This is a genomic window from Algibacter aquimarinus, assembly GCF_039543265.1.
In the GTDB taxonomy this organism is placed as follows: domain Bacteria; phylum Bacteroidota; class Bacteroidia; order Flavobacteriales; family Flavobacteriaceae; genus Algibacter_B; species Algibacter_B aquimarinus.
This window is the reverse complement of record NZ_BAABJK010000006.1, coordinates 275,138-288,569: the sequence shown is the minus strand read 5'-3', so window position 1 is coordinate 288,569 and position 13,432 is coordinate 275,138. Positions and strand designations below refer to the sequence as shown.

Below are 13,432 nucleotides of genomic sequence, written 5' to 3'. Positions count from 1 at the left end.
AATGAAAGGTATAGTATTTACTGAATTTTTGGACTTGGTTGAAGATAAATTTGGATTAGAAGTTCTTGATAAAATCTTAACCCAATCGGATTTAGAATCTGGTGGTGTGTATACATCTGTTGGTACCTATAGTTTTTCTGAGATGTTGCAATTGTTGCAGCATTTAAGTGCGCATACAAGCATTTCTATTGATGATTTATTATTGGTATATGCAGAACATTTTTTTGGAGTAATAGAAGAAAGTTATCCTGGACTCTTAGCAACCTATAAAGACCCTATTGAGATGTTATCTTCCATAGAAAACCACATACACGTAGAAGTACGAAAAATATATCCGGATGCAGAACTACCAACCTTTGAAGTCGTTGAGAAAACTCAAGATAGTTTGGTTATGATTTACAAATCAAGCAGAGCTATGCATCATTTTGGTTTAGGTTTAATGAATAAAACATTTGAACATTTTAATTCAACTGCTACAATAGCTTTAGAAAAACTTAATACAGATGGAACTGAAGTTAAGTTTGTAATTAACAAAAATTAATGAGTCAAGATAAAATTGACATGTTGCAACGTGCGCTTGCACGTGAGAAAGCTGCTCGGAAACAAGCAGAAAAAATTCTTGAAAATAAAGCAGCAGAATTATATGAAGCAAAACAAAAACTAGAAAAATCATATACAGAATTAGAGGCTTTACTCAGTAAAACAGATTCACAATTACAAGGCGTTTTCGAAAATATTGTAGATGCCTATGTTATTATGGACCTAATGGGTAATATTCTTAAAATGAATGATGCTGCAGTAAATCTTTTGGGTTTTGATGATACAAAGGTAGAATTCAATCTTCTTGAAATGGCGCATCCTGAAGAGATGGAACGCGTAGCTGAGTCATTTCAATCTTTAATGAATAATGGAACACTTACCGATTTTGATGTTAATATTATTACCCAAAAAAAAGAAAAAAAGTTAGTACATATTAATGCCAGTATAATTTATGATAATGGTCAACCAGTTGCTGCTCAAGGTATTGTTAGAGATATAACTAAAGCTAAAGAAGCTGAAATTCAACTTATTGAATCTGAAAATAGATTAGCAAGTCTTATTGCTAATTTAGATAGTGGTGTATTACTAGAAGATGAACATAGAAAAATAGTATTAACTAATAATAAGTTTTGCGAACTTTTTGGTATTACAGCTAGCCCCGATCAATTAAAGGGTGCAGATTGTAGTGATGCTGCAGAGCAAAATAAAGTGTTATTTAAAAAACCCGATTTATTTGTAAAACGAATAAATGAGATTTTAAAAGATAAGTTAGAAGTATTAGGAGATGAATTAGAAACTACAGATGGTAAAATTCTAGAGCGTGATTATATACCTGTTTATGAAAAAGGCACATATAAAGGACATTTATGGACTTACAAGGATGTTACCCTAAGAAGAAAGTATAGAAAGAGTTTAGAGGCACAAAAACAAAAGTATAGTAGTATAATTGCCAATATGAACTTAGGGTTATTGGAGGTAGATAATGATGATAAAATTTTGATGGTCAATCAAAGTTTTACAGAAATGTCTGGATATGAAGAATCTGAATTGATAGGTAAAATAGCTAGCAAAATATTTTTGAAGGGTACCGATTATGAAACGTTTAAGCAAGAACATAAAAAGCGAGAAAAGGGCAAATCAAACTCTTATGAACTTAAAGTAACAACTAAACTTGGGGAAGACAGGCATTGGCTAATTAGTGGTGCACCAAATTATAATCTAAACGGCGAGAACACTGGCTCTATAGGAATTCATTTAGATATTACAGATTTAAAAAGTTTAGAATTACAAAAAGAAAGTTTACTTAAGAAGTTAGAAAAAAGTAATGATGAACTTCAAGAGTATGCACATATTGTTTCTCATGATTTAAAATCGCCATTGCGTAGTATTGATGCTTTAGTGAATTGGATTAAAGAGGATAATAAAGAAAAACTTGACGATACCAGTATTCAAAATTTAAATTTAATTGAAATAACTCTGGAAAAAATGGAACAGCTAATTTCTGATGTGCTCATGTATTCTAGTGTTGGTGACGAAAGTTTGGAGAAACAAAAAGTGGATTTAGATGCTCTAATTAAAGATTTAAAAAACATATTATTTGTTCCAGACCATGTTACAATATCTATTTTACAACCTTTACCTAAAATAGAGGGCGAAAAAGTTAAACTGCAGCAGCTATTTCAAAACTTAATTAGTAATGCAATTAAGTTTATTGATAAAGATGTTGGTTTAGTTGAAATAGATGTTAAAGATAATGGAACACATTATCAATTTTCAGTTAAAGATAATGGTATCGGTATTGAAGAAAAGTTCCATGAGAAAATTTTCAAAATATTTCATTCATTAAATAAAAGTAAAGATTCTACAGGTATTGGGCTTTCCATTGTAAAGAAAATTGTGGATTTACACCAAGGCCAAATTTGGTTAGAGAGTAAACCAAATATAGGTACTACCTTCTTTTTCACTTTAAAAAAATAAGGTATGAAAACAGTACAGTTAAAAAAGCATAAAACAAGAGATTGGACCTATTTATCACCAAAGCAAGCCTTATCTAAACCATTGGTTTTGGTTTTAGGAAACAGATATATGCTTGAAGATAACACTATATATGAAGAGGTTAAAGCACTATTCCCAGACGGAGAGTTAGTGTTCGGTTCTACAAGTGGTGATATTACATCCAATACGGTTGATGACGATAGTATAACGATTACTGCCATAGAATTTGAAAAAACAGAGTTTTTAATCAAAAAAAGTAACGTATTACATTCAGATTTAGATAGCCATAAAACAGGCGTTGATTTACTAAAACAATTTCCGGAAGACGGTTTAAAATACGTTTTTGTATTATCCGAGGGCAGTTTTATAAATGGTAGTGAACTTACTAAAGGAATGAATACCTCTACAACTAATAATGTATTAATTACAGGAGGGTTGTGTGGTGATGCGGCACGTTTTGAAAAAACATTAGCCGGGTACAACGAAAACCCAAAACCAGGCGAAATTGTAGCCATTGGGTTTTATGGCGAATCGTTTGAAGCCTCATTTTCCATTCATGGCGGGTGGACACCTTTTGGTCCAGAGCGTGTAGTCACTAAATCAAAATCGAATGTATTGTACGAGTTAGACAATCAACCAGCACTAGATTTATATAAAAAATACCTTGGTGATAAATCTAAAGAATTACCTGCAGCTGCGTTGCTGTACCCATTAAACGTTAAGTCTTCAGAAGAAAAACAATCCTTTGTACGAACCATTTTAAATATAGACGAAGCTGATAATACCATGATTTTAGCTGGAGATATACCAGAACATTCTAAAGTACAGCTTATGATGACTAATGTTGATAATATAGCAAACGCATCAGAACGCGCTGCTAAACAAGCTTTAGAGCTAAGAAGTACAAAACCGCAATTAGCTTTATTAGTAAGTTGTATTGGTAGAAAACTGGTACTAGACCAGCGTGTAGAAGAAGAAATAGAAGAAGTGGTTGCTGTGGTAGGTAACGATACTACAATTTGTGGCTTTTATTCTTACGGGGAAATTGCACCATTTCATGGTGAAAACAATTGCCAACTGCATAATCAAACCATGACCATAACGCTAATTAGTGAATAATGAACTCGTTACTTAAGCGCCAAATACGAAAATATTTATCAGAAGAACAGGCTAGTTCTGAAGATTTAGCTGCATTTATAGATGCGGTAAACAGATCTTACGCAAATTTTGATGATCAATACGTCATGCAACAGCGTGCTATGTCTATAAGTTCAGATGAGTTGTTTATTGCCAATGAGCAATTAAAACAAGAAGCCCAAGCACAAACAGAGGTTATTAATAAATTAAGACGCGTTATAGAAACCCTTAAATTTTATGAGTTACCAGAGCATAAAAGTTTAGATACGGTAGATTTGGATGGTTTAAAACTTGTCGATTTCATAGATAACCAAACCAAAGAGATTGTAAAAATTAATAAGCAACGGGAAAAACTTGTAGAAGAATTAGGGTATCAAAATCAAGAATTAAGCGATTATGCTCACATGGTGTCTCATGATTTAAAATCGCCATTACGAAGTATAGATGCGTTAACCGCTTGGTTGCATGAAGATTATAAAGATAAACTAGATGCTGACGGTGCAAAAAGTTTGAGCCTAATTAGAACGAACGTAGAAAAAATGGATACACTAATAAGTGGTATTCTAGACTATTCTACCATTAATAAAAACAAAACAGATTTTTACGATGTAAGTATCGATAAATTGGTTGATAGTATTAAAACTACAATGCTAGTGCCACATCATATTACCATACTAAAAGCCAATACATTGCCTGTTGTTAAAGGCGATAAATTTAGATTACAACAGGTGTTTCAAAATCTGATAGATAATGCCATTAAATATAATGATAAGTTAGAAGGACTAATTGAAATAGGAGTGGAGGACACTACCACATTTTGGAAATTTTATGTAAAAGACAATGGAAAGGGTATCGATGATAACTATTTTGATAAGATATTTAAAACATTTCAAAAACTAGAAAACAACCCAGAATCTTCAGGAATTGGCTTGTCTATTGTTAAAAAGATTGTAACACTTTATGGCGGCGATATTTGGGTAGAATCTGAAGTTGGAAAAGGAACAACATTTCATTTCACCTTAAAAAAGTAATTTATGGAACAACCTAATTTATCTTACATAAACGAGTTGTCTGGAGGAGATGAAACCTTTAAGAATAAGCTCATTACAATAATAAAAAAGGAATTCCCAGAAGAAAAAGAGGTGTATTTTAAAAACTTAGAAGCTCAGGATTTTAAGGCTTTAGCAGAAAATGTACACAAACTTAAACATAAAATTAGTATTTTAGGGCTTGAAAAAAGTTATAAGATAGCTGAAAGTTACGAGGATAATTTAAAAGAAAACAATGTTTCAAAAGATGAAGCGTTTCACCAAATCCTTAAAACTATTACAGTCTATCTGGAAACTTTGTAAAGTGACCTTATGAACTGTATTATTATTGATGACGAAGCTACTGCTAGAGCGATTATATCTCAGTTGTGCTCTAATATACCAAGTTTAAATATTCTAGAAGAGTTTCCTAATGCTATTGAGGCTATGAAATATTTAAATCAAAACGAAGTAGATTTAATTTTCTTAGACATCCATATGCCCGATTTTACAGGTTTCGATTTTATTCAGACCTTAAAAAATCCGCCTAAAATCATACTCACAACCTCAGATTCTCAGTTTGCTATTGAAGCGTTTGAGTACGATTGTATTGTGGATTATTTAGTAAAGCCAATAGCATTACCACGTTTTGAAAAAGCAATTAAAAAAGCAGAATCTTTTATAGCTACTTCTTCAACAACTTCTGATAATGATAAAGTAGAAACTGCTTCTGGAAACGATCTTTATGTAAATATTGATAGACGTTTGATAAAAATTGATATTCCAAGTATTTACTTAATTGAAGCAAAAGGCGATTACATCCATGTAAAAACCGAGGATAAAAATTATACAGTTCATTCTACACTGAAGAAAATAGAGGAGAAGCTACCAAACGATTTGTTTTTAAAAGTACATCGTTCATACGTTATTAATGTTCAAAAAATTATTGATATTGAAGATAATAGCGTTTTAATAAAAAAGGATGTTATTCCTGTAAGTCGCTCAAACAGACCGGAATTAATGAAGCGCTTAAACTTGCTTTAAAAATGTCTTGTCATTTCGACAGAGTGAAGCATGAGCGACGAGAAATCACATGTTTTTATGCCAATAAATAGTTGCTTACTCGAATGAGATGTCTCAATCGTGCCTCATTTCGACATGACAAAAGTAAATTAATTAACTATTCATAGTCATTTCGACGTCAGGAGAAATCACATTCGAGTAAGAAATAATTATTTTAGTATAGAAAACAAATATTTCGTTTACATCACAACCAATAAATACAGAACAACTTTATATATAGGCTTCACCAGCAATATCCAAAACAGACTCTCTCAACATTATTTTGATTCCCAAAATGCTAAAAAGTCTTTTGTTGGAAAATATGGTTGTGTTTATTTAGTGTATTATGAAACCTTTGAGTTTCCAAAATTGGGTATAGCCAGAGAAAAGGAATTAAAGAAGTGGCGAAGGGAAAAGAAGAATAAACTAATTTCAGAATTTAACCCAAATTGGGAAACACTTAATAATAAGGTGTTTTAATTAATAGTTCTTAGTCATTTCGACGACAGGAGAAATCACATTATTATTTTGTAATATTCCTCATTTTTGATGTGATGTCTCAATCGTACCTCATGTCGACATGACAAGCATTTTGTAATTCTATATCCATAGTAATTTCGACGACTGGATAAATCGTATTATATGTTATTTCTATTGCTTATGAGATGTCTTACATACGTTCGACATGACAAAAGCATTAATCATTATCTACTTTAAGGGAAATCATATCTCAAATAAAAAAGCTAAACACCTCAAAACAACCATTCGTCTACACTAAATTTTCATCCACCGAAAAATAAAAAATTCACTCTATTAACAAGTTAGTTTTGTGGTATAAATTAATATACCGTGAAAAAATTATTAATATTATCTATTGTATTTGCAAGTTTGCAAACAATAAATGCGCAAGTTGGAGCCTCTACCCAAGATCAACCTTTTAATTGCGATTATAACGCCTACTTATTTCAATACAATGATGTTTACGCTATAGATTTAGCTTCTGGAAATGCGTATGCGGTAGCCACCGATATTACTGAGGGCACAATAAACGCAGCTGCTTACAATCCAGCAGATGGCTATATCTGGGGCTCTTTAAGTTTTCCATCAAAATCTATTGTGCGTATCGGTAAAGACTTTTCAACACTTATTTATTATGTTGATGAACTACCAACTAGTGGTCGTTATATAGGAGATGTAAGTGCTGATGGTGTGTATTACCTTAAAGGTGGAGGAACTTCTTATTATGCTATAGATTTAGATCCGGAATCTGAAAACTACGGACAACACATTTTAACCTCAAACTTACCTTTAAGTATAAGTATTCATGATTGGGCATTCAATGCTGTTGATAATATGTTATATACCGTTGAAAAGAAAACTAACATATTATACAGAATTGATATTGAAACTGAAACTATGACTAATCTAGGTGTAGTGCCTATTCTTTCTGGATTAAACTACACATATGGTGCTGTTTATTTTGATGCTGATGGTCGTTTTTACGTATCAGCAAACCAAACCGGAACTATTTATGTTATTCAAAATGTTCAAGATTTAACAGGTTCTAATACCATGGAATCTAACCTTTTTGCCTTCGGACCTTCAAGTTCTCAAAATGATGGTGCACGTTGTCCTACAGCACCGGTACCACAAGAAGATTGTACAAATGGAATTGATGATGATGGTGATGGATTAATAGATTGTGAAGACCCATCATGTTCAGGATATGCTAATTGTCCAGTTATAGAAGTGTCATCATCATCAAGTGCTAATTCGGGTGGTTTAGAAAGCAATAACAGACTTTCAGAATTAATTAATAAGCGCAACTTTAACCGTGCAAAAAGTAGTTATAGTTTTAATAGTACTACTGCAAAACGGTTCGAAAAATCATCAAAATATGGTAAAAGTGCTACTGCAAAAGGCGGAAGTTTTCAACTATCAGATTTAATCCCTTTAGAAGTTATTCAAGAAGACGAAGTTGTAGAATCGTCACCAAGAGATTTAATCGGTATAACCAATGCTAAAGATATCTATTCTGTAGATTATTTAAAAAACGGAGAAGCCATCGGCTCAGTTATGGTATTAGAAACCGAAAAAGGTGTTTACGAACATACTAAGTATATCTGTGATAGGTTGTTAGGTGCAAAACTAATATCAGTTTCAACCATAGAAATTAAAGAACAACAATTTATAAAAGCTCTTATACAAAATATCGATGGCTCATTAGAATTCGTATTAAGTTTATCTGCTAAACCCACCAATAACAATACAAACTTCGGGATAGAGAGTCACTGGAATTTAGATAAATACGAAAAGGACGTACCGTTTTATAATTTTCAAATATGGTCAAATTCGCTAGATAATTTGGTGGAATTAGGCGAAGAAGTAGTACGGTTAATAGAAGTACAAAAACCTATAGAAAACTATAATAATACCACACCACCAACAGTGTTTGTACGTCAAGGAAAATACCATAACGGGAAGCTAGATTTACAAATTGTAAATACCAATGGCAGTAAAGCAGTGCAGTTTGATGGAGGTTTACGAGCAACTGAAACTAACATAGTAGAATTAGTAACAACTAATATTGATTTAAACGGCAATTACATATCTAATATAGAAGTAGATGCAGGCAATTTGTTTGATGTTGGATTTAGAATTGGAGATGGCATAAACACACCAGACGATTTATTCCTTTCTGATGGTCCTTGGGGTTATGATGATGCACAGGCAAATGTATCTCGTTTTGATGTAGCAACAAACCATGAGACTTTTCAAGGCGATGTGTTTCCAGTAGAGCGAAATATTACTTTAGAAGCAACAACAAACAGTTATGTAGCGGCTTACAGAGCCTTAACACCAAAGTTTAACCCAATAGATTTATCAGCTTATAATAGTTTAAAACTACAAGCCAAAGGCACGGGAACATTAATTGTGCGCTTAGTTAAAGCAGGTATAAAAAACTGGGATACCCAATATAAAACAGCCATAGAATTAACAGAAAATATGATAGATTACACCTTGGCATTCGAAGATTTTACAACTGCAGACGGTTCAAAAATTGAGGTAAACGATGTTATATCTATTGTATACACCATGCTTGCCGAAAACGGCGAAACACAAACCAAAAGTTTTAGTATAGAGCAAGTACATTTTGCACAAAGTAGCACACTGTCAACAAATAGTGTAGGGGCAGACAAAGGTTTAGATGTTTTAGCATCACCAAACCCAATGCGCTCAAACACCACCATACTGTTTAATGCAAAAGTTCGCGAAACAGTAACACTAAAAATGTACAACCAAATGGGCGTTTTAGTAAAAGAAATAGACTATACCGTTAACCGCGGAGAAAATAACCTGCTTTTAAAAAGAGGCCAATTAAGTTCGGGCATGTATTTCTGCAAAATTGTAAGTAGCCAAAACCAGTATCAAACCCTAAAACTACTCTTAGAATAATTAATAGCAAATTATCAAAGGTGGTTAGAGCGAAAAACGAAAGTTTTTCGCTTTTTTTTATTGTTCGACTTTTAAAATAATTAGGGCGTTACCACAAGGGTCGGGCTTTCCGCTATATCTTTTTTAATGTCATTGCGAGGATTTAGCGACGTGGCAATCTGTACAATTTTAGTTCTAACCACCTATTTAGGTATTTTACAAAAAAAGGATGCCGCTGCAATCCCTAACGCGGGTAAATCTGCTAAAGCCAATTACCAAAACCTAATGTTCTGTCATTCCTGCGAAGGCAGGAATCCATAAAAAATATAGTAAAATCAAAATGAGGAGTATCAATGAATTTATTAAAAGTTGCGTAACATAATGAGATTTCTCGTCGCTCATGCTTCGCTCTGTCGAAATGACAAAGGCATATAAACAAAACACAGCTTGTCATGTCGAAATGAGGCATGAATGAGACATCACATAATAGTAAGAATTTGGGGTTGACAAAAATAATGCGATTTCTCACATAAGTTCGAAATGACTAAGCAATATAAATTAAAAAGCGATTAGTCATGTCGACGATAGGAGACATCACATTTGAGTAAATACTACACCATAAAACCAAAGCATACAACTGTAAACCCTAACGCGGGTTCAGGCATACTATTTATATATTGTATTAAGTAAGAAAATTATAGGTTTTTATAGTATTGTTTAGTATTTTTCTTGCAGCTTAATAAAGCTTAATATCTATTAAACTTCTATATAGCTAACCAAAATGAAGGTTTAGGCTTATAAAGTTACATAAATAAATAAGTTTAGAGGTAAGCTGAAAAAAAATGACATACTACAAAACATCACATCAAGTCAATTACGGTAAGAGAATAATACCTCTTAAGATGATTGAACATATGTCATTTGATGACTGGGAAGAATTTATTGAAGAATGGATTGAAATAAAAAAAGATGAATATTTAGAAGCTGAAAGGTTTGGAGGTGCAGGCGACAAAGGAAGAGACGTGGTTGGATATATTTCTGACAAGCACAAAGCCAACTATATTTGGGATTGTTATCAATGCAAACATTACGATAGTGCATTAACACCAACTCAAGTATATAAAGAATTTGGTAAAATTTTATATCATACTTTTCAAAAAGAATATCCCAAACCTAGAAAATTCTATTTCGTTTCACCCAAAGGTTGCGGAACTTCCCTTTCCAAATTATTGCAGAATCCCAGCGAATTAAAGGAAGCTATCAAAAAAAATTGGGTAAGGTATTGTGAAAATGATATATCTAGCGAACAAATTATATTAGAAGGGGAATTACTGAAATGGGTAAACAATTTTGATTTTTCAATTTTTGAAAAAATTCACACTAAAAACATTTTAAAAGAACATATTAATCATCCAAATCATCTTATAAGATTTGGTGGAGGACTTCCAGAACGTGAAAAATTAGATACGAGTTCAATTCCTAGCTCGATTCAAAATTCTGAAACGACATATGTAAATCAATTACTATCTGCTTATGCTTCCGAAAGCAATGAAGTTTATAAAAAGGTAGAAGAACTAGATTCAAAAGAACATTATAAAAATCATTTTAATAGGGCAAGAATTAGCTTTCATCACGCAGAACAATTAAGAAATTTCTCTAGAGATAGTTTACCTGTTGACACTTTTGTAGATTTTCAAAACGAAATATTAGTTGGTATTATTGATATTGTTGAAGATGAACACTCTAACAGTTTTATAAAAGTAAAAGAAGCAGAAAAGGAAGCACGTAAAATTGTGATATCCTCAAATCCATTAAAGGATGTAAGTATCATTAATGACCGAAGCGGAGTGTGTCATCAATTAGTTAATGATAAAAAAATTAAATGGATATAATGGAAAATAGTAAAAACATAAATCCGTTCAATAATAGTGTTGAAGCTGGTCTTAGAATCTTAACTATTTTAAATGAAGCATTTCCAAAATCATTTGATTTACAAAACCTAGTTTATCTAGATTATCTAACTATTCATTCGGCAGATATTGACAAAACAACAGAAAGCCTTCATCCTGCTGTACCTTATCGGTCAGGTGAAATAATGGTTAGAGGTTCAATAATTGCGAAAGGACTCAACCTTTTTGTCGCAAAGAATTTAATCGAAAAACAATATAATATCAAAGGCATAGAGTATAAGGCAACCGAGAATGCAATGCCTTTTCTTGAGTCACTTGAAGAAATATATTCAATTGAACTTCAAAACAGAGCAAAATGGGCTATTGATAAATTTTCAAGGCACACTAAACAAGAACTAAAAAAAATTATGACTCCAAAATTATCAGAAATAGACAATGAGTTTAATATTGAAATCTTACAATAATGAAAGCAGGGTTTATTTTAAAAGAGTTAAGACTAATAGGTGATTCTGTTGAAAAAGCAAGTATAGTTTTTGAAAAAGGTGTTAATATCATTACTGGTCCTTCCAATGTAGGTAAGACTTTTATATTTCAATGTTTAAACTATATGTTTGGCGGTTCAAAACCTCCAAAGCCTATTAAACAAGTAAGACCTTATGATTTTATATATCTGGAAATTAAAGATTCCCAAAATGAACATTTTACTTTATTAAGTGATTTAAAAGGTGGAAATTTTAAACTCTATAATTCAAGTATTGATAACATTAAAGAATCTGAAGAATTTGAAATACTTGATAGAAAACACAATCCATCTAGCGAGAAAACTGTTTCTGCTTTTTTACTAAAACTAAATAATTTAAATGGTAAAAAAATCAGAACGAATCAAAAAGGTAAAACTAGACAAATTTCATATCGGGATATTGTCAAATTCTCTATGGTTAATGAAACTCAAATAACTACGGAGGATTCTTTAATAGTTAGTCATTATACCAAGGCAACGGAAGAGTCTAATGTTCTGAAATTAATTGCAACAGGCAGAGACGATAGTACAGTTATTGAGTCTCTATCTCAAAACCAACTAGCAAATAGAAAAGGGAAATTAGAGATACTTAAAGAATTTATAATTGAAAATGAAAAAGAACTTAAAACCTATAAAGTTGAACCTTCTTTAATTCTCGCAGAAACTAATTCTGTAATAGAAAAATTAAGCGAAAAACACTCTAGTCTCCAAAATAAATATAACGAAATAGAGAGCAAAAGAACGGAAGCCTCAGAAGTACTTTACATAAGGCAATCAAGAAAGAGAGTGATTGAAGAGTTGTATAAAAGAACAGACCTATTAAAGTCACATTATTATTCAGATGTTGCACGTTTAAAATCAACCATAGAAACTAGTGTATTATTAAACGAAGAGAACCACTCTACAAACGGTAATTGTCCGCTTTGTAATGGAGAAATTAAGCAAGAATGTTCAATTGCCGACATTAAGAAAATAATCGATTCGTGTAGCACAGAAATACAGAAAATTGAAATATTAATTCAAGAACTAATTGAATCAGAAAAAGTTCTTAAGGAAGAGTTTAATGATATATCCAAAGCTGTTTCAAGTTTAGAAAAAAACATAGACGAATATACTTTAGAACTTGATAAAGGTATTGGGTTAGAAATGGGTTCAATCATTAAACAAATTAATATACAAAATGAAAAGAAAAGTATTGTTCTTGGGGCATTGTATAAATTTGAACAATTAAAGAAATTTAAAAAAGAAAAAGAAAAATTAGAAAATTCAATACCTAGTTCCAGTTCTAAAGAATCTTTTGAACATATCACAACTGCATCATTAACACCACTTTCAAAAGCCTTAAAATCAGTACTTGAAGGCTATAATTATCCGAACTTAACGCATGTTAGCTATAGTGAGGAACAAAATGATTTTGTAATATCTGGAGAGAATAGAAATCTATCTGGTAAAGGTTATCGAGCAATTATTTATTCCGCATTTATTGTGGCTTTACAAGAGTTAATATATCAAAAAGACTATTCAATAGGTGTACCTATTTTGGACTCTCCGTTAGTCACATATCGTAAACCTGAAAATGAAGGAGAGATTACAATAAGTGATGATTTAGCAATGGATTTTTATAGATATGTAACCTCTAAAAACGAATTAGAACAAATAATAATAATCGAGAACGAGGAACCACCAATAGATATAATAGATAAAATAAATCATATTAAGTATAGTAGAAAGAATGGATTTATACCGCAGAAATAAAAGCCTACCGCTAACAAGGTATATAAAAAAGAGGTGAAACAACAATAAAT

At 31.8% G+C, this 13,432-nt stretch carries 11 protein-coding genes; all 11 read left to right on the top strand.

Annotated elements, in window-relative coordinates; all coding sequences use genetic code 11:
- Nucleotide 1 precedes the first annotated feature (1 nt).
- Nucleotides 2–541, top strand: a complete 540-nt coding sequence (locus ABD939_RS10450; protein WP_345168088.1) for a heme NO-binding domain-containing protein — start codon at nucleotides 2–4, stop codon at nucleotides 539–541.
- Complete coding sequence (locus ABD939_RS10445) at nucleotides 541–2,517, top strand: PAS domain S-box protein (RefSeq protein ID WP_345168086.1); 1,977 nt, start codon at nucleotides 541–543, stop codon at nucleotides 2,515–2,517. The genes ABD939_RS10450 and ABD939_RS10445 overlap by 1 nt, the downstream gene beginning before the upstream one ends.
- Nucleotides 2,518–2,520: 3 nt before the next feature.
- Nucleotides 2,521–3,654 carry an FIST signal transduction protein gene (locus ABD939_RS10440; protein WP_345168084.1) on the top strand — a complete coding sequence of 378 codons (1,134 nt, stop codon included), beginning with the start codon at nucleotides 2,521–2,523 and terminating at the stop codon, nucleotides 3,652–3,654.
- Complete coding sequence (locus ABD939_RS10435) at nucleotides 3,654–4,703, top strand: sensor histidine kinase (RefSeq protein WP_345168083.1); 1,050 nt, start codon at nucleotides 3,654–3,656, stop codon at nucleotides 4,701–4,703. The genes ABD939_RS10440 and ABD939_RS10435 overlap by 1 nt, the downstream gene beginning before the upstream one ends.
- Before the next feature lie 3 nt (nucleotides 4,704–4,706).
- Nucleotides 4,707–5,024, top strand: a complete 318-nt coding sequence (locus ABD939_RS10430) for an Hpt domain-containing protein (protein ID WP_345168081.1) — start codon at nucleotides 4,707–4,709, stop codon at nucleotides 5,022–5,024.
- Between the two features lie 9 nt (nucleotides 5,025–5,033).
- Nucleotides 5,034–5,744: a LytR/AlgR family response regulator transcription factor gene (locus tag ABD939_RS10425; RefSeq protein ID WP_345168079.1), complete on the top strand. Its 711-nt coding sequence runs from the start codon at nucleotides 5,034–5,036 to the stop codon at nucleotides 5,742–5,744.
- A gap of 138 nt (nucleotides 5,745–5,882) precedes the next feature.
- On the top strand, nucleotides 5,883–6,242 hold the full coding sequence (locus tag ABD939_RS10420) for a GIY-YIG nuclease family protein (RefSeq protein ID WP_345168479.1): 360 nt from the start codon (nucleotides 5,883–5,885) through the stop codon (nucleotides 6,240–6,242).
- Nucleotides 6,243–6,611: 369 nt separating this feature from the next.
- Nucleotides 6,612–9,218, top strand: a complete 2,607-nt coding sequence (locus tag ABD939_RS10415) for a DUF6923 family protein (RefSeq protein ID WP_345168077.1) — start codon at nucleotides 6,612–6,614, stop codon at nucleotides 9,216–9,218.
- Nucleotides 9,219–10,039: 821 nt separating this feature from the next.
- On the top strand, nucleotides 10,040–11,089 hold the full coding sequence (locus ABD939_RS10410) for an ABC-three component system protein (protein ID WP_345168074.1): 1,050 nt from the start codon (nucleotides 10,040–10,042) through the stop codon (nucleotides 11,087–11,089).
- Nucleotides 11,089–11,571, top strand: a complete 483-nt coding sequence (locus tag ABD939_RS10405; RefSeq protein WP_345168072.1) for an ABC-three component system middle component 2 — start codon at nucleotides 11,089–11,091, stop codon at nucleotides 11,569–11,571. Before ABD939_RS10410 ends, ABD939_RS10405 begins: the two co-directional genes overlap by 1 nt.
- Nucleotides 11,571–13,382 (top strand): AAA family ATPase, encoded by a 1,812-nt coding sequence (locus ABD939_RS10400; protein ID WP_345168070.1) that lies wholly within the window; start codon nucleotides 11,571–11,573, stop codon nucleotides 13,380–13,382. The genes ABD939_RS10405 and ABD939_RS10400 overlap by 1 nt, the downstream gene beginning before the upstream one ends.
- The last annotated feature ends 50 nt before the right edge of the window (nucleotides 13,383–13,432 follow it).